Source organism: Chrysosporum bergii ANA360D, from assembly GCF_029891735.1.
GTDB classification, from domain to species: domain Bacteria; phylum Cyanobacteriota; class Cyanobacteriia; order Cyanobacteriales; family Nostocaceae; genus Umezakia; species Umezakia bergii.
This window is the reverse complement of sequence record NZ_JANQDH010000108.1, coordinates 41,542-59,185: the sequence shown is the minus strand read 5'-3', so window position 1 is coordinate 59,185 and position 17,644 is coordinate 41,542. Positions and strand designations below refer to the sequence as shown.

Below are 17,644 nucleotides of genomic sequence, written 5' to 3'. Positions count from 1 at the left end.
AGAAGTAAAAAACTTTGATAATTAACAAGCAAAAAGATTACCGACAGCTTGTTCTATGTTGTTTTGTTTAACCAAAGATTCACCAATTAAAACTGCGCGAGCGCCTGCTTTAGCTACCAAAGACAAATCAGCCTGTGTATATAACCCTGACTCACTAACAACAGTCACTTGTAAATCTTGTAATCGTTTTTGCCGTTGTTGTAAAAGTCCGGCAGTTGTGTGGATATCTATAGTAAAATCATCTAAATCACGGTTATTAATTCCCAGTAACTGCAACCCATGTAATTTCAATACTCTATCCAGTTCCGCCAAACTGTGAACCTCCACTAAAGCAGTCATTTTTAACTCATTTGTTATCTGCAAAAACTCCTCAAGTTGAGTATCTGTCAAAATAGCTGCGATTAATAACACAGCATCAGCACCCATAGTGCGAGCTAAAAATATTTGATAAGGGTCGATAATAAACTCCTTACACAGCAGGGGTAAATTCACAGCCCCCCGGACAAGTTTTAGATTATTAAAACTACCCTGAAAAAACTTTTCATCAGTCAAGACTGATAGACAAGCAGCCCCGCCCCGTTCATAACTTTGAGCAATAGCCACAGGGTCAAAGTTTGGTTTAATGACCCCACGACTAGGGGAAGCCTTCTTCAACTCAGCAATTAAACTAGGGTATTTAGGACTTTGTTGCACAGCAGCGATAAACCCTCGCACCGGGGGAGATATTTCTACTTGTTTTTTTAGAATAGCCAAAGGAGTTATTTCCTCCATTTTAGCCACTTCCTGCTTTTTATAGCTGATAATTTGCTTTAGTATGTTAGTCATTGGTTATTGGTCATGATAATAATCTGGTAGTGGGAGCATCTGATTAATTGATATAACTAAAGACAACATTTTTGATCATCGTCAGTCCCACCTCCCCAGATAAGGTCATAATAGATTCCGGGTGAAACTGTACAGCAGCTATAGGTAAACTGTGATGCTCGATGGCCATAATGATATTATCTTCAGAAATTGCCGTCACCTTCAAAACCTTGGGTAAATGTTCCTGTAAAGCAAACAAAGAATGATATCTACCCACAGCAAAAGAATTAGGTAAGCCTTTAAACATTACTGACTCAGAATCAGTAACAAAGATGCGAGACGACTTACCATGTTGGGGATAATTGAGAACACCTAATTTACCGCCAAAACTTTCAACAATACTTTGTAACCCCAAACAAACACCAAATATAGGAATATGATTACTCATGCAAGTAGCGATAGTTTGGGAAATACTAAAATCACTAGGTTTACCTGGACCTGGAGATAAAACCACTAAATCAGGGCGCTGTTTTTTAAGTTGGGTGTCTGAAAAATTGTGACGGATGGTAGTGACTTGTGCCCCTGTTTGGCGGATATAATTAGCTAAGGTGTGTACAAATGAATCTTCATAGTCAATTAATAAAATGTGTTTCTCGGCTTCACTATTAGAAACACATTGACTCAAGTTTTGAGAACCGCACTGTTTTAATTCCGAGTCTGTTTCTTGGGCTTGATGAATAGCAGCAAATAAAGCAGTGGCTTTAGTGATGGTTTCTTGTTCTTCTGCTTGGGGGATAGAATCATAAAGTAAAGTGGCTCCAGCGCGGACTTCAGCAATACAGTCTTTAAGGCGAATTGTCCGTAATATTAACCCTGTATTCAGGTCGCCATTAAAACTTAAATAACCAACCGCGCCTCCATACCAACGCCTGGGGCCGTGTTCCTGCTGTTCAATAAAATTAATTGCTGCTCTTTTAGGTGCGCCGGTTACCGTAACTGCCCAAGTGTGGCTTAAAAAAGCATCTAAAGCATCAAACTCTGGTCTTAGTATGCCTTCAACATGATCCACTGTATGAATCAAATGGCTATATAACTCTATTTGACGACGGCCGATAACTTGCACTGTACCTGGTTGACAAATGCGGGACTTATCATTACGGTCAACATCAGTACACATAGTAAGTTCCGCTTCGTCTTTGTATGAGTTGAGTAATTGACGAATTTGGTCCGCGTCATCTATGGCATTTTTCCCTCTGGTGATAGTACCACTAATGGGGCAAGTTTCTACTCTTTTACCTTCCACCCGCACAAACATTTCTGGGGATGCGCCAATGATATATTCCCCCCCTAAATTAAATATAAAACCATAGGGGCTGGGGTTTATTTTCTTCAAGGTAGTAAATAGTTTACTGGGTAAGGTGTCACAGAAACTAAAAAAGTTTTGACTGGGAACGACTTCAAATAAATCTCCCCGCTGGAAATATTCATGAGCTATTTTAACTTTTTCGGCATATTCCCCCACTTGATGACTGCATTTTTGCTGTGGAGTCAAGCGCCGTCCTTGATGATTTATGCTTTCGCCAGTACGGGGTAAATTGTGAGTAGTGCCGTGGGGGGTTTCAAAGTCATATTGTAAACAAAAAGCCTGTTGCAGATAATAATCTACAATTATTAGTTCATCTGGAAGGTAAAGTAATAAATCCCGTTGGTCTAATGGACGTTCTTGAACCTTGGTTACAGATTCAAACTGAAAGACCAAATCATAACCAAAAGCTCCATATAGTCCTAAATGTTCATCTTCTTGGCTAGAGAATATATGTAAAATTTCCCGAATGATAGTAAAAGCAGAAGGTTGTTTACTGCGCTGTTCCTCTACAAAAAAACCCTGAGTGATTTTAATTAAGCCAGTGATTTGATGTTTTTTTTGCTGGACTGCATTTAATTCTTTTAGTAAACACAACCGTTCTAAAAGTAAAGGTAATAGTACTTCTCCCCGTTGATTTAAAGCCGTGACTGTAAAAACGTTTTCTCTAGTAGTCAACTCCAGAGGCGGGTTAACAAAACCAATTGCCCATCTTTTATATCTACCTGGATATTCATAACTACTGGTAAGTAAGCCGCCGCGCTGGGTGTTGAGATAAAAGAGGATGTCATCTAAAGCCGTTGCCATTTTAATTTGCTCACAGCAACGAGAAATTAATACACCACTGTTAGTTATATAAGACCGTGATTCACAATTCATTGTTTATTAATGATGTCGTAAAAACCATTTATTTCTCCTCTATTCACAATAGTTCAAAATCTTAGTTGGTTGCATGAACAATTTTTAGATGTGAGTATATTTTTATTTGTGTTAGCATTAGATCAAATCTACAAAACTCCCACTCCTAGGCTCTAAGCCTAGGAGTGGGGTTTAACACCTAAATTACTTTTGCAAATGGTCAAGAATAACTTGATATACATCAGTTGCTTTAATTGATGCAGAATCAACTAAATCAGCACGGGAAGTAATTAACAACGCCCCTTCCTCCGGGGAGGGCGGAATACAACCGTGAGAACCACGCACTAACTCGGCTTTGAGAGGAATAACATTCATTAAATAACGCCAATTCATTTGTTTTTTGAGGAGTTCACCAGCAACTTTCAACCGTGGAAACTTGATTTTGGGGTCAAAAAATAATTCAACTGGGTCATAACCTGGTTTACGGTGAATATCTACCGTTCTGGCAAAATCTGGCGCGCGGTGGTCATGAAACCAGTAATAATAAGTAAACCAAGCGTGGGGCTGGGCTATGGCTATTAGTTCCCCTGACCTGGGGTGAGCAAGATGATATTGCTGCTTACTGACATCATCTAAAACATAAGCAATTCCTGGGGTTTGTTCTAAAAGCGATCGCACTTTATCCCTAACCAGAGAATTGTTAATATAAACATGAGCAATTTGATGGTCAGCCACTGCAAAAGCTTGACTAGCTCCTGGGTCTAACTTTTCTCCCCCTAGTTCTTCCCGCACTGTTAATAAATTGTGTTGGCGAAGTAAGCGATTAATATGGATAGGTTGAGTAACAGTAGTAATTCCATATTCCGATAAAACTATAACTTGTGTGTTTCGGTTTTGATAAAACGTAATCAAGTCTTGACAAGCTGCATCAATTTCTAGTAAATCTTGCTTAATTTTGTCAATATCAGTACCGTATTTTTGTAAACAATAGTCTAAGTGGGGTAAATAAATTAAAGTTAAAGTCGGGTGATAATGATTGTCTACCCATTTCGCAGCTTCCGCTATCCATTTACTTGCTTGAATAGACGTGTTGGGTCCCCAATAATTGAACAGGGGAAAATTGCCAAGGGTTTTTTGTAGGGGCGATCGCAAATCTCCTGGTTGAGTGTATATATCAGGTATTTTCCTTCCATCTGCTGTGTAGATAGGGCGGGGGGTGATGGTATAATCTGCCGTAGAGTACATATTATACCACCAAAACAAATTAGCGCAGGTAAAGTTATGATCTAATTCTTTAGCAACTTCCCATATTTTGGGAGCTTGAATTAACTTATTAGACTGTCGCCAAAACTTGATTTCGCACTCATCCTGAAAATACCAACCATTACCCACAATTCCATGTTCATGGGGTAACTTACCTGTTAAATAGGTAGCCTGTACCGTACAAGTCACAGCAGGTAACACAGGGGCGATGGGTAATATTTGTTGTTCTTGTGACCATCGACTGAGAAAAGGCGTATATTCTCCTAGAAGTTTTGATGTTAAGGCCACTAAATTAATTACTACAGTTTTTTGCATAAGCTATATTTACAGCACATTGCAGGTGAAAGAAATAGAAATGTAAATGATAAAACTCTTGTAGTGCCGGTATCTGGTTCCCCTACCGTACCTACTTTGGCAAAATTCGCTATATTTGTTGAAGAATTTCTAGAAAGTCATCAAAAATAATAAAAATTTTTTTGTACCCATTCATATTCCCTGGCTAGGGAGTCTGATAAATCTAACTTCAACCCCGGAGGAAGTACCTCCCAAGTGTAAGTTTCAATTTCTAAATGAGTACAGCTGTAGCCATCATGCAGCAACTTAAACACACTTGTAATATGTTCTTGGGTAGACTGCAACAAACCATAATCATTCACAAAAACAGGGACATGAAAATGTATTCGCCATTCTTGGGCTAGTGTTTTTTCTAGAAGAGGTAAAACCTGTCCCAAGTCCCGATAATGAAACAATTTATCATCATCTCCACGGGCGACAACTTGGTGTAAATAAATAGAATCAGCAAAAGAATACAATTGTCTGGTTAACTCACCACGTAAAAGCGAGTCATCTGGTATATTTACCCGTAAAGCTGCACTAACTTGAACCTTACCAACTTGAATTCCCACAGCCCCCAACTGCTGGAAAACCACTACCGGATTTTCATACACCACAGCAAAATGGCAAGTGTCATAACAAACCCGGACATGATTAAGTAAATAGCCCTCCGCAACTTCCAGAGAAACCCCCAGATGCTTTACCAAAAAAGCCCCTCCCACAGGTAGTAAATGCTGTTGAAAAAAATTCACCACCTCAGATCCGTTTTCAATCAACCCATCAGGTTCTGGTTCCAAATCTAAATGCAGCAACTTACCATAGTGTTGATAGATATAAACCATATCAGCCACCAACTGGGCCATGTAAACACTAGCTTTATCCATAACAGCAGCACGCCCTTGGCTGGTTTTGTGCCAAGGTTTGTAAGACACTGGTAAAGTAGAAATACTACCTTCACCCCCGCTAGGTAATAACTCTGCCAAAATCCTTGTGAGTAGTAAAGTGTACTGGTATCGCTCCTTTGTTGTCCAGTCCGGTGCATAAACTTGGTCTTTCACCACTTGTTGATGAAATTTCCCGTAGGGAAAGCCATTCACAGTAAACACATATAACTGTTGTTCTTGTAACCAGTGTTGTAATTCTGTCAAAGTTGGTTTGAGGATTAATTGTTGTGCAGCCACCGACCCCAGACGTAAACCAACTCCCAGAGGTTTTTGGCTTGCTAGTTTCTCCTTCAGGGGGGGGATATATTGCTTTAAATTAGCCAAAACTTGTTTCCATTCTTCCCCTGGGTGAACATTGGTACAGTAAGTTAAATCAAAAATTTTATTTGTTCCGATTTTCATAATTTAACTAAGAGCGAATTTTTGTAACTGCCAAACAGCTTTTTGATACAGAGATAAATTTACATAATCAACCTCACAGCTTTCACCAATACCTTCCAGCAAAGTCAAACATAACTCACCCCCTAAATGTTCCCGAAACTCTTTTAAACCACGGAATAAACACCGGGGGTGATCAACTTCGGATATATATTGAGCTAACTCTGGCACATATAAAATAAAATCCAGCGCCTTTAGTGTGGTAACTATTTTTTGTAGTTCCCAGTAAGAAAGTTTTCCCAGAAAATAAGAATAAGTACTATCTAAAGCCATTCCAATGGCCACAGCCTCCCCATGACGTAAACTATAATTAGTCAAACATTCCAATCTATGACCAGCCCAATGTCCAAAATCCAAAGGACGGGATGAACCACTTTCAAAAGCATCACCACTGTTAGCGATGTGTTGTAAGTGTAATTGGGCGCAGCGATAAATCAGCTGCTGCATTATTTCCCCTTCTCGGTGGTTGAGGGCTGTAGTATTGGTGTGAATAAAATCAAAAAAATCACCATCTTTAATCAAAGCCACCTTAACAGCTTCCGCAATACCCGATCGCCAGTCACGTTGTGTTAAAGTAGTCAAAAAAGCTGAATCATTAATCACTGCATAAGGAGGGGCAAAAGTACCTAAAAAATTCTTTTTCCCAAAGGCATTGACGCTGTTTTTTACTCCAACACCAGAATCATTTTGTCCGAGTACTGTAGTAGGAACTCGAATCAAACGAATTCCCCGATGGGCAGTAGCGGCAGCATATCCCACCAAATCCAACACAGCACCCCCCCCTATGGCTATGATGTAGGAATGACGACACAAGCCATTTTTGTCGATAGTTTGATGAATTTGGTCTAAGCAAGTGCGATGGTTTTTCGCAGCCTCTCCCCCAGGGACAATAATTGGTTTTTCTGCTAAATTTAATATTTCGCCATAGAAACTAGTGTATGTTTCTATTTGCTCAAGTAATGCGGGTTGGAAATTTAATAATCCTCCATCCACAACCACTAGTATTTTGCTCTGTCCTGCTTCTTGTCCTGGGTTGATTACTTCTACCAAAGTAGTATTTTTTAAATCAAATAAATCCTTGGTAAAGTGAACTTGATAGTTAAAATTAACAGTAATATTTTGACTAATTGCTGCTTTAGTAGAAAATGCTTGAGGAGAAAAGTTGATTACCATTGTTTTGCCAATACCTCTATAAACGCAGACCGGTTTAAAGCCCGGAGTAATACATTTACTGACTGAGAACCGTTGACCATGATTTGGTTATTAAAAATAAAGCAAGGTACACTATTAATGCCCTGCAAGTGAGCTTTTTTGGCTTCAGTAATCACCATATGAATATTATAAGTATCTGTGAGACATTGCCGCAGATAATTTTCATTCATTTGATAACTTTTACCAACATTAACTAAAACTTCAACATCACCAATATTTAAACCATATTCAAAATAAGCCTGATAAATTGCTTCAACAATATTATTTCTCAAATCAGTAGAAGCAATGGCAATTAGTTGATGAGAAAGTCGAGTATTAACAGCCGAACGAATTTTATCAAAATTGAATTGCACTCCTACCGCCTCACCCATCAAACGCACATGATTAAACATTTGTTGGAGTTGTACAGTTGTGAGTTTTTTTCGCTGCCGCATAAAGCTGTGAAAGTCACATCCCTCTGGAGGAATAGAACTATCAAGAAAAAAAGGATGCCAACGAATGTTTACAGGTTCTTTCTTCCATTGTCCTAAAGCATCAAAAAGGTTTTTTTGCCCTATTCTGCACCAAGGGCAGGCGGTATCGTGAAAAACATCTATCAGCATGATTTTAATAACCAGTTTCCGACAAACATACTAAAGATGAGTTATTTTGTAACCCCATAAATTCCTGGGCGGTTTCAAATTCTTGGAGTAATGCAGCACGGTCTTTTTTTCTCACCAGCCTTGCCAAGCGGCTGTAAGTATCAGCTAAATAGTTAATTGCTTGACATCGTTCTTCTGTGGCCAGTATGATGTCAATACATAAATTAGGGTTTTGCGCAAACAAGCGCTTAAGGATTTCTATTTCTTGACGATAGCTAGGTGTTGACATAGACAAACTACTTTCTATGTCAACTTGAACTGCACTCAAGAAAACACCAAGACTAAATCTAGAAAAGTGCTGAGTTGCTTGAACAATTACCATCATTTTATCATGTTCTTCAGGAGTGCTGGTAATTAGTTCACCCCCCTGTTTGGTAATTAAATCTAATAACCATTGAAAAGCATCATCATTTCTACCTGGACACACCACCACTTTTTGTCCTCGGAATGAATTGACATTAGGTCCAAACATAGGATGTAGTCCCATTACAGGGCCACAATGGTATGTCAGCATTGCTTGAGTAGCCTGAGTTTTGACACTAGTGACATCACACAAGGCTGTATTTGGTGATAGATACTCAGCTGCACGCTTAATAACCGCAACAGTTTTTTCAATGGGGACACTAACTAACACTAAATCTGCTTGATTTAACAGGTGGTCTGCATACACCCAATCTTTTTGTTCAAGAACACTAACATAATGACCTGCTGCTGAAAGTTGCTGTCTAAATAAATTTCCCATTCTGCCCATACCGCCGATAATAGTAATTTTTCGGTTTATGGTGACTAACCTTTGATTAATTTGTTTAAGCTGTTCTGGGTTCATACGCTTAATTTGATGATATTTCAATTTTATATAACTGATGTAATTTAGGTCATTTTTGACAGGATATCCACAGATGGTTTTTGCTTAGAGATTAAATCAGAAAATAACTGTTCATAGGCATATAAAGCTTGGTCAAAGGAATAGTTTTCTACCGCAAATTTTCTCCCTCTTTCACCAAGCCTGGCTGCAAAAGTGGGATTATGATATAAATTCGCTACTGCATCTGCTAAGGCTTGGGGTGATTCTGGTTCTACCACTATACCCCCACCACTTTGTTCAATTGCTTGAGCAGCAGTACCAGTTCTAGGAACTGAAGCCACAATAGGGCTACCACTAGCTAACAGCAATGGTATTTTTGAAGGCATATTAAATGAAGTAACATTACGTTTTTGCACAATTAACCCCACATTAGCTGCCGCTAACATTTGCGGTAATTGTTCTCGTGGCTGTAATGGCAATAGTAGTACATTATTGGCCTGACGACTTAAACAATATTGCTGCAATTTTTGTAATGCTTTTGCTTCCCCAACAATCACAAACACAATATTTTTAATTTCACCCAGGCGAACTGCTGCTTCTACTACTGTTTCTAGTCCTTGTGTTAAGGCAATATTACCTGAATAAAGTACGATAAATTTACTATTTAGTTGATGAATGGCTCGCCATTGATTGTTTTTATTAGTAGGGCGAATAAAATTGACATTGACCCAATTGGGTATGCAAACTATTTTTTGATGGGGGACTCCCTTATTAATTAAATTTTGTCTAAACTTTTCACTAATAACACTGATAGTGTGGGCTTGGTGATATGCAAATTTTTCTATGGCTGTTAAAAGTCCAATCATCAATTTATTTTTGATTAATCCAATATCTATGGCAGCTTGGGGAAGAATATCTTGCACATTTAGCACCACTGGGGCTTTATATAGCCGACTTAGCAAGCTGACTGGTAAAGAAGCTAGTAAAGGGGGAGTTGTTAATAAAATTATATCCGGTGGGTTGTGTTTGAGTGCCTGTGGTAGACTTGTACAGATAAAGCTTAACTCTAGCAATAGGCGGTCTAATAGCTTGGGTTTGTTTTTAATGTGTAGATAACTGCGCTGAATTATCACACCATTTTTTTCTTCAGTTAAGTACCATTTACCTTGATATCCCTGGTAAATTTGGCGTTGGGGATAGTTGGGCATCCCCGTAACTACGCGGACTTTATGACCTTGCTTAACTAGTCCTTCTGCTAATTCAGTGATTAAAGGGGCAATTCCAATTGGTTCTGGGTAGTAGTTGTAGGAATAAATTAAAATGTGCATAGAATGTTAATGTTTGGCGGGCACTGTAATTAAATCAGCAGTATTCAAAATTAATAAGCAGGATGCTTGTGTTACAAGAAGATCATTAAGCGAATATGATATTAGGGATAATTATTTTGACTGTATTTAGGTTACTGCAAATATTTGTGAAAGTTTAGTAGATATAAGCAACAAGCTCAAAACCAGTAACCCACATATCCAACCTGCAAACCCAGCAACTAAACAACTATCTAATATAATTACTGATATAACCCCACTTTTAACCGCTAATCTCATATATTCAGGGGTGGGTTGTTGCAGAGCATTAATTAGGGGTGACAAGATTTGAATCATGAAAAATATCAGGAAGGGTAGGGCTGTTAAAAGATGGTAGTTTGTGAATAGTCCCAGGGTTAACAAACCTAAAATCACCATCACTATCATCAACAGTGCCATTACTGCTGTAGTCAGATGCGCTTCATGCACTTCTTCTCGACTTAAAAGAGTAATAGCGGCTATGTAAACAATGGAAATCAATGCTAAAAACCAATATTCTCCCACTATTGCCGGCGTGATGCTGACACCTAACAGCAAGTTACCCCCACGGCATAAGCCCATATTAATGGGAGCAAGAATAGTATAGTGCTTGCCAAAGGCATTATAAAATAAAGCCGCTGCTGCTATAGTCAAAGCCAACCCACCACTAAAAAAAGAAACTTGAGAGGCAGCCACTATACCTACACTTAACAGCCAACCCCCCAGAAGGGCTGCTACTTGAGGGGATGCTGTACCCCCAGGGATGGGGCGCTCTGGTCGCTCTAACAAATCTATTTCCATGTCGAATAGGTCATTAAGTACAACGCCTCCGCCATATAAACCAGTGGTGGCTATCAGTAACCACACTGGAGGGATAAAGTTCCATGGTGGGGGGTCTTGGGTGATGGTGAGATAACCTGATGCTGCTATGCCGGCTAGGATGTCAGCCCAAGCGGTAATTATATTAGCCGGGCGGGTTAGTTGCAGATATGCCCACAGGCTCTGAGAATTTACTTTAACGCTTTTCATGTTTTGGTTTTGCTTTATGAAATTAATGTGTTTTCAGGGCAAAAATCTACTATTGGTTCTTGTCCCCTGAGTATTGAATTGTCATGAAACTTTTGGCGCTGGTCGATGGGGACTGTTTCTAGCCAGTGTGATCCTGTTATCTCTCCGCTCTGGCTATAGGCAGAAAGGGCATTTTGATAACACACGGCTGTTACATCTTCCTGGGGTATTCCTCGCTCTAGCATTAACCAAGCTGTTTTGGGGACTGCTAAGGGGTCGCTAATTCCCCAGTCAGCGCTACTATCTATAATTATTCGTTGGATGTTGTCACGTCCGGTGGGGGTGTTTCCTGCATATTCCCGGATAATTTCTACCATGCGGGCGTTGCCCATTTTGGTATGGGGGTAAATTGTGAAAGCTGCCCAAAAACCTCGTTCTAACACTTCTGCTACGGTTTCTTCGTTGTTATGGTCTATGATGACTAGGTTTGGATCTAAGCCATGTTCAACACAAACATCCATGCTGCGTATTGTTCCGGCTTTTTTATCCCGGTGGGGGGTGTGTATCATCACCGGTTTGTTTAGTTGTTTGGCTAGTTCTAGTTGGAGGCGAAAATATTTATCTTCTGCTGGGGTGATGTCATCATAGCCAATTTCTCCAATGGCTACTACACCTTGTTTACAAGCATACAAGGGCAGTATTTCCATGACTGCTGCTGCTAAGGCTTCGTTATTGGCTTCTTTGGAATTTAAACCTATGGTGCAGTAGTGTTTAATGCCAAATTGAGAGGCGCGGAATCTCTCCCAGCCCAATAGACTGCTGAAATAATCTTGAAAGGAACCAATGTTAGTCCGGGGTTGTCCTAACCAAAATGCTGGTTCAATGACGGCGACTATACCTGCTTGGCTCATTTTTTCATAGTCGTCGGTGGTGCGGGAGGTCATGTGTATGTGGGGGTCAATAAACATCATAAAACATCATACAGGGAATAGGTAATAGTTATTGGTCAAGGCTCTACTAGTTGCCAAATTTGGGCGGGGATGGGACGATGGGCGCTGTGGCGTTCGTGGGCGTAGTTGATTAACTTTTTGCTGAGGTCCTTATTAACCCGGAGTTGAAGCCCAGAAATTAAATGAAGCGGTCTCCCTAAATGTAAGGCTTTTAATACTATTTGATTCCATGCAGCATTGGAAAAGTACCGGGCTGGGTACGGATTGCGTAGGGCGATCGCATCAAAAACTGTGGTAATATTGCTGCGTACTCCTTCGGCAGCTCGGTTTTGTAGTTTTTCTGGGTCGGGGAGCAGTGGTAAGGCTTGATATAAGGCAATTAATTCTTCCAAGTCTGCGGTGGTGAATAACTGCTCTAATATTTGCTGATATTTATTTGGGTATTTCTCGGCTAGGGCTAAAACTAATAAAGTGCGAGCGGTTTGGTCTACTCTCCAATGACTAGGACACCAACCATCTTCCATGTCTGCTACAGCTTGTCGGTCTTTGGGGCTGAGTTGTAGTGGTTGTTTGCCTATGTGATGAGGTGTGAGACTAAATGTCTGGAAAATTGTTTGATGGGTGATTTGTTCTGTTGTTTGCTCTAGCCATGTTAAGGTTTCATGACTAATTTGCTGTGATAGCCAATGTAATAACAGGTTGTAAATATTGGTTTGTTGTCTATAAACTACATTTGGCATTATTATTATCATGGTAACACTTTGATATTTTGGTTTTTTTTCTCTGACACCAGAGAAAAAATCGGCGTTGCGTGATTGAAGATGACCAACGCCGAATTTTCTCAATTAATTACTGTTTCTTAGTCTGTTTCTTCGCAGTTTTACAACTGTAGACCCTAGCCCGAACAGTCCTAAACCTAACAAGGCGGTTGGTTCTGGTACTCTGGCTGTGCGTTCTACTTCTAAGACTTGGATGCGACCTTGAAAAAAATCACCTACGTAAATTTTGTCATCGTTGTAGTGTAGTCCCGCTGTCCAGTTAAATTTACCTGGTTCTAGGTCTATGGGGTCACCGTAAGGGGTTGTGCCTCCTAATGCAGGTGGGGTGGGGGGTGGAACTATGTCTCCGTTAGCATCGCGGGTGGGTTCACCAAAGGATGTGAGAAAGTTGCCGTTGGCATCGAAGACTTGAACCCGGCTGTTTTGAGAGTCGGCTACGTAAATATTTTCATACTCATCTACATCTATGCCGATGGGTTCTTTGAATTGTCCCGGCTCAGAACCTGTGGAGCCAAAGGCAAAGAGAAAGTTACCTTCCGGGTCCAGGACTTGAACCCGTCCGTTATATTGGTCGTTGACGTAAATTTTACCTGTGGTGTCGGAAATTATTAAACCTCCAGGACCTGAAAATTGACCTGGTTCACTGCCGGGGCTACCTATGGTTTTAATTTGTTCTCCTTGGGGATTATATACTTTGATAACATCAGCACTAAAATCACTTACGTATAAGTTGCCGGCTGCGTCAAAGTCCATTCCCCCAGGACCAAAAAATAATCTGTCTTCTACCGGACCGCTAAAGGAACCATAGGAAGTTTTGTAATTGCCTTGGGCATCGAATACATTAATTCGACTGTTGAAAACGTCTCCTACGTGCAGGTCTCCGGTGATGGGGTTAAATCTCAGGTCAGCCGGTTCGTCAAATTCTCCTGGTCCAGTTCCAGTGCTGCCTATGCCTTTGATGTAGTTGCCTTGACTATCAAATACATCCACTCGGTCTATACCTCTGCCATTGCTGACAAATATGTTTCCGGTGGAGTCTTCTACTCCTATCCCTTGGGGAACCGTTAATACTCCTGGAACTCCGGGAAAGTCATTATCGGTAAATGTAGCAGGTCTGCCTATGCTGGTTTCGTATTTTAAATTTAAGGCTGCTGCTGGACTGGTTGCTGTGAGGGTGATTAACCCAGCACTTGCTAATGCCATGGACAATTTTTTTACGAGTGCCATTAAGTTGAACTCCTATTAATGGTTTTTTTAGGGTTGGGTTGGTTTACTTCCAGGATGTAAGGCGTTTATAACGGTTAATCGGGGGATAAATTTTTGCTTTTGGTTTTGGAAAAAATGCTCAAAGCCACGGCTACTATTGCCCCAATTGCGGCGGGTTCGGGTACTTTCTCTGGTGTTAGGTCAATTCTGACTAGTTGCCCTGTTCCCGATAGGCGAGAGTAATTGGATGTATATAGGTTGCCGTCGGGTCCAAAGGCTAAACCAGATGCTAGTTCTAGTCCGTCGTCGCCACTCAAAATCGTGGTGCGTGTACCATCTGGAGCTATTTTGATCAGAGAACCACTGACATCACCGATGATGTTACCGCCTTGTTCTATGGCTTTCCATTCTGATTGGTCGAGGTGTTGCAAAGCGTATAAATTACCCTCTGGGTCGTATGCTACCCCGGTTAGTTGGGTGAAACCGTCGGCTATGGTTTCTATTGATAAGTCGTCAGGGTTAACTGTATAAATGCGGGCTTCTTCTTCTGGATAGGGAAAGTAAGTAAATTCGCTGACTGTTAAGCTGCCATCGGGGGCTATAGTTATCCCAGTGGGAACTGATTGATTTGATACTGGTAAGCCGTTGGTGGCTGTGGTAAAGCCGGGGGGTAATGGTGCGCCTCCTGTGGGGTCTACTATTCCTTCTGGAAGTGTGGGAAATTCTAGTTGTTCGGCTGGTAGTACTTTTTCTGGGAATTTGGCTACGTTTTTGATGCCACTACCATCAAGTCCCACGGAATATATTGTGTTCCCCCCTCCATCTACTACATAGGCTGTGTCGTCTTGTATTTCTAAAGCATAGGGGTTACTAATAACGTCGCTGCCGTCTGGGTTGTTGTCTAGTTCATATTGGGCGAAGTCTGCCAGGCTGGTGAAGGTGTTGGTTTCTAGGTCTACTTTATATAGTTGTCCTAGCAGGGGGGTGTTTAAGGGTTCTTGTCTGGTGTTGGGGTTCCCTGCAAAGCCGTATAAAAGATAAGCGTTTCCTTGAGAATCAAATTTAAAGTCGGCAGGTCCTGCTGCTTGTTCTCCAGAAGGGGTTAGAGCTAAGGATGGCAGGTTGGGGATGACTGTTTCTTTGTTACCGTCTGGGGTGATTTTAATCAGAGAGGCTGTTTCTCCAGAACATAGGGGTATATATTGGGCGCTGGGTGAGGGTACACATCGACCGTCTTTACCGTCACCTCCTGAGCCGCTTTCTGTTAGGTAAATGCTGCCGTCCGGGGCAAAGTCAAAGTTGCGGGGGTTGTTAAGGTTATCTGCGACTACTGATAAGGTGGCGGCGGCCGCAGCAGTGCTGCTGGCTAGGGATGCGGCACAAAAGGTTAGGAGTGTGATAGTAAATGACTTGAGTTTCATGGTTTCTGGGGTTGATAGTTAGTGTTTATTGAGTAAAAATTTATGTTTCTTGGTGAAGCAAATTAAACCCAAGGTGCTGAAAATTAATGGTGTATATGGGGTGTGGGGTTCGGGTACTGATTGGGTGTTGGTTACGCGGATGATTTGCCCTGCCCACGGGCGATCGCCTCGGTTGGCGATATAAATTACACCGTCATCACTGATGCTTAAGCCTGTGGGGGATTCTAATCCGTTACCACTGAGAACAGTGGTTTGTGTGCCGTCGGGGGCTATTTTGATTAAAGAACCTGCTGGGTTACCCTTCCAGGCTGATTCGTTGGCGTATTGCAGGGCGTATAAGTTGCCTTCTGGGTCAAAGTCTAGGTCTATGAGTTGAGTCAACCCATCTGCATAAATTGTTGGTGTTCCGTCATCGCCAACTCGGTATATTTTCGCTCCACCTTCCGGAAAAGGAAACCCTGTATACTCACTTATGTAGTAGGCATTGTCTGGTCCCTGGGTGATTGCGGTGGGCACTGATTGAGTTGTAGTTTGTGCTGTTTCGGTTGATATTTGCTCTGGTTCCGGGGAGGGAGAAGCCCCGGAAGGGAAGACTGGATTGATAATTTGTTGCTGGGGAAATACTGCCAGGGTTTGTATTGTATTTTGCGCTATGTCGTAGCTGACTAGGCTGTTAGCTGCTGAGTCTATGGTAATCATTTGATTACCATCAATAATGAATTTTAAAGGGTTACTGTTTAAGTCTTCACCATCGGGATTGTTGACAAGTTCATGGTTGGAGATATCTGCAATGCTTGTCCAGGTGTTGTTGTCAAGGTCTGGGGTTATGATGGTTCCTAGTCCGGTTTCTCCTAAGCGATCGCGAAAGGTGGGATTAGCGCCGTATCCTAGTAATATATAAGCTTGGCCTGTGGGATCAAATTGAATGTCCCGGGGTCCTGCGGCTCTAGTTCCATCAGTGCGGGCTAAAGAGGGTAGTCCTGTTAATATCGGTTTTACTTCACCGTTATCAATAACGCTAACCACACCATTATTGCCTAAACATAAGGAATCACCGCTACCACTGGGGGGAGGAACACAGGGGCCCTCTCCTCCGCTTCCGCCTTCAGTGATGTATAGTTTACCATCTTGACCAAAGCTTAACCCACCGGGATTATTTAAGCCGTCGGCTACGACTGTAAAGGATGCGGCGGTGGCTGATTTCATACCCCACATAGCTGTTAGATATAGACTAAGGAGGGTAATAGTCAAATGCTTGATGTTCATTTACAGTTAGTTACATAATGAGAGCGCATCTTCACAGGGAAAACCAAGAATTTATTTATGAGACTTTGGGATATAACTCATCCCCAAATCAAAAGATTGCATATTACCCGCTTGGGCTTCTAACATTCTTTTAATGTTCATACTTTCAGCGCCAAAGTCTTCAATTTGTAGTTTGCCGTGGGCAAGGAGTTGATCTGTGTGCCAAAAGGTGATTCGATGTAGGATAAATCCAGATGCTTCAGGGTCAGCAAAGGCATAGGCTGTGGGAATAAGTAAAGCCACAGAACGCTGGTAAAATCCGTAATCTGGATAAAAGTACTCTTGTTCTAGTAAGTGATATTTACTTAATTTGTGTGGACGCAGGGAAATTTTTACTTTTTGCTCATATTCATCTTTAAATTCTCCAGATTGGGAATTAATCTGCTTAGTTAGTCGCAATAAATGGGCCCACTCATCCATTTTTTCCAAGTCCGATAAATAGTCAATCCCCATATCAACAGGTGCATCAACATAGATGGTATCAGTGTCGATAAAGTAACGACCCTTTGCTGCTGTGCTGCGTCCGCCTTGGCGTTCTAGAATGGCTTTTAAGGAGCGAGTTTCTGATGTGTGTACGGTGTGAATACCCTGCATAATCATAGGGGTTTGTCGTTTGGGGTCAACAAAGCTCAACCAATGAAAATACACACCTGTTTCGTCTGTTTCTGGGTCGATGTAATGGGGGGGAAAGAGGAGAACGGGGTATACTTGGAAGTAGTTGTTATATTCAAATCCGCAATGCCATTCAATGCCGTAAAAAAGCTCATTTTCTAGTTTCTTCACATGGTAGTAGAGGTTTTTTTGATAACCTGATGCTGTTCCTAGCCAGGTGTCTTGGTCTATTTGCTTGATCATCCGGCTAAAGAGTGTCCATTCATCTAGGTTTTTTAAACCGCACAGATATTCAAAAACTCTTTCAGGGGAGGCGGCGATGTAGGTTGATGTAGCAAATGAATTTTTTTCCATTAGTG

At 41.3% G+C, this 17,644-nt stretch carries 15 protein-coding genes; all 15 read right to left on the bottom strand.

Translation table 11 applies throughout. From position 1 onward, the window contains the following. Positions 1-21: 21 nt before the first annotated feature. The 15 genes from trpC to scyC all read right to left on the bottom strand — a co-directional run bounded on the left by trpC (position 22) and on the right by scyC (position 17,639). Positions 22-825 carry an indole-3-glycerol phosphate synthase TrpC gene (gene trpC, locus NWP17_RS15770; protein WP_280655820.1) on the bottom strand — a complete coding sequence of 268 codons (804 nt, stop codon included), beginning with the start codon at positions 823-825 and terminating at the stop codon, positions 22-24. Between the two features lie 43 nt (positions 826-868). Continuing rightward, positions 869-3,046, bottom strand: a complete 2,178-nt coding sequence (locus tag NWP17_RS15765) for an anthranilate synthase (RefSeq protein ID WP_280655819.1) — start codon at positions 3,044-3,046, stop codon at positions 869-871. A gap of 183 nt (positions 3,047-3,229) precedes the next feature. Next, entirely contained in the window at positions 3,230-4,603 is a 1,374-nt protein-coding gene (locus NWP17_RS15760; RefSeq protein WP_280655818.1) for an alkaline phosphatase family protein, read from the bottom strand. Positions 4,604-4,743: 140 nt separating this feature from the next. Continuing rightward, positions 4,744-5,967 (bottom strand): metabolite traffic protein EboE, encoded by a 1,224-nt coding sequence (eboE, locus tag NWP17_RS15755; RefSeq protein ID WP_280655817.1) that lies wholly within the window; start codon positions 5,965-5,967, stop codon positions 4,744-4,746. A gap of 3 nt (positions 5,968-5,970) precedes the next feature. Next, complete coding sequence (locus tag NWP17_RS15750; protein ID WP_280655816.1) at positions 5,971-7,176, bottom strand: 3-dehydroquinate synthase; 1,206 nt, start codon at positions 7,174-7,176, stop codon at positions 5,971-5,973. Continuing rightward, positions 7,170-7,817, bottom strand: a complete 648-nt coding sequence (locus NWP17_RS15745; protein WP_280655815.1) for a DsbA family oxidoreductase — start codon at positions 7,815-7,817, stop codon at positions 7,170-7,172. Before NWP17_RS15745 ends, NWP17_RS15750 begins: the two co-directional genes overlap by 7 nt. A gap of 4 nt (positions 7,818-7,821) precedes the next feature. Then, positions 7,822-8,682 (bottom strand): bifunctional chorismate mutase/prephenate dehydrogenase, encoded by an 861-nt coding sequence (tyrA, locus tag NWP17_RS15740; protein ID WP_280655814.1) that lies wholly within the window; start codon positions 8,680-8,682, stop codon positions 7,822-7,824. A 44-nt stretch (positions 8,683-8,726) separates the two neighbouring features. Further along, positions 8,727-9,989, bottom strand: coding sequence for a glycosyltransferase family 4 protein (locus NWP17_RS15735; protein ID WP_280655813.1), 1,263 nt, complete (start codon positions 9,987-9,989; stop codon positions 8,727-8,729). Between the two features lie 126 nt (positions 9,990-10,115). Next, positions 10,116-11,033: a UbiA-like protein EboC gene (gene eboC / locus NWP17_RS15730; RefSeq protein ID WP_280655812.1), complete on the bottom strand. Its 918-nt coding sequence runs from the start codon at positions 11,031-11,033 to the stop codon at positions 10,116-10,118. Between the two features lie 14 nt (positions 11,034-11,047). Further along, complete coding sequence (locus NWP17_RS15725) at positions 11,048-11,983, bottom strand: TatD family hydrolase (protein ID WP_280655811.1); 936 nt, start codon at positions 11,981-11,983, stop codon at positions 11,048-11,050. A 35-nt stretch (positions 11,984-12,018) separates the two neighbouring features. Then, a complete protein-coding gene (locus NWP17_RS15720) occupies positions 12,019-12,702 on the bottom strand; it encodes an EboA domain-containing protein (protein WP_280655810.1) in 684 nt (227 codons plus the stop codon). Between the two features lie 105 nt (positions 12,703-12,807). Then, positions 12,808-13,968, bottom strand: a complete 1,161-nt coding sequence (scyF, locus tag NWP17_RS15715; protein ID WP_280655809.1) for a scytonemin biosynthesis PEP-CTERM protein ScyF — start codon at positions 13,966-13,968, stop codon at positions 12,808-12,810. A 74-nt stretch (positions 13,969-14,042) separates the two neighbouring features. After that, positions 14,043-15,368 (bottom strand): ScyD/ScyE family protein, encoded by a 1,326-nt coding sequence (locus tag NWP17_RS15710; protein WP_280655808.1) that lies wholly within the window; start codon positions 15,366-15,368, stop codon positions 14,043-14,045. 18 nt (positions 15,369-15,386) lie between these two features. Further along, positions 15,387-16,634: a ScyD/ScyE family protein gene (locus NWP17_RS15705; RefSeq protein WP_280655807.1), complete on the bottom strand. Its 1,248-nt coding sequence runs from the start codon at positions 16,632-16,634 to the stop codon at positions 15,387-15,389. Between the two features lie 51 nt (positions 16,635-16,685). After that, complete coding sequence (gene scyC / locus NWP17_RS15700; RefSeq protein ID WP_280655806.1) at positions 16,686-17,639, bottom strand: scytonemin biosynthesis cyclase/decarboxylase ScyC; 954 nt, start codon at positions 17,637-17,639, stop codon at positions 16,686-16,688. Positions 17,640-17,644: the final 5 nt, after the last annotated feature.

Excerpts from the sequence above, each read along its gene's own strand:
- tyrA (WP_280655814.1), bottom strand. The coding sequence starts at position 8,682 with ATGAACCCAGAACAGCTTAAACAAATTAATCAAAGGTTAGTCACCATA.
- NWP17_RS15765 (WP_280655819.1), bottom strand. The coding sequence starts at position 3,046 with ATGAATTGTGAATCACGGTCTTATATAACTAACAGTGGTGTATTAATT.
- NWP17_RS15760 (WP_280655818.1), bottom strand. The coding sequence starts at position 4,603 with ATGCAAAAAACTGTAGTAATTAATTTAGTGGCCTTAACATCAAAACTT.
- NWP17_RS15720 (WP_280655810.1), bottom strand. The coding sequence starts at position 12,702 with ATGCCAAATGTAGTTTATAGACAACAAACCAATATTTACAACCTGTTA.
- scyC (WP_280655806.1), bottom strand. The coding sequence starts at position 17,639 with ATGGAAAAAAATTCATTTGCTACATCAACCTACATCGCCGCCTCCCCT.
- NWP17_RS15725 (WP_280655811.1), bottom strand. The coding sequence starts at position 11,983 with ATGATGTTTATTGACCCCCACATACACATGACCTCCCGCACCACCGAC.
- eboE (WP_280655817.1), bottom strand. The coding sequence starts at position 5,967 with ATGAAAATCGGAACAAATAAAATTTTTGATTTAACTTACTGTACCAAT.
- NWP17_RS15745 (WP_280655815.1), bottom strand. The coding sequence starts at position 7,817 with ATGCTGATAGATGTTTTTCACGATACCGCCTGCCCTTGGTGCAGAATA.
- NWP17_RS15705 (WP_280655807.1), bottom strand. The coding sequence starts at position 16,634 with ATGAACATCAAGCATTTGACTATTACCCTCCTTAGTCTATATCTAACA.
- trpC (WP_280655820.1), bottom strand. The coding sequence starts at position 825 with ATGACTAACATACTAAAGCAAATTATCAGCTATAAAAAGCAGGAAGTG.
- NWP17_RS15710 (WP_280655808.1), bottom strand. The coding sequence starts at position 15,368 with ATGAAACTCAAGTCATTTACTATCACACTCCTAACCTTTTGTGCCGCA.
- NWP17_RS15750 (WP_280655816.1), bottom strand. The coding sequence starts at position 7,176 with ATGGTAATCAACTTTTCTCCTCAAGCATTTTCTACTAAAGCAGCAATT.
- NWP17_RS15735 (WP_280655813.1), bottom strand. The coding sequence starts at position 9,989 with ATGCACATTTTAATTTATTCCTACAACTACTACCCAGAACCAATTGGA.
- scyF (WP_280655809.1), bottom strand. The coding sequence starts at position 13,968 with ATGGCACTCGTAAAAAAATTGTCCATGGCATTAGCAAGTGCTGGGTTA.
- eboC (WP_280655812.1), bottom strand. The coding sequence starts at position 11,033 with ATGAAAAGCGTTAAAGTAAATTCTCAGAGCCTGTGGGCATATCTGCAA.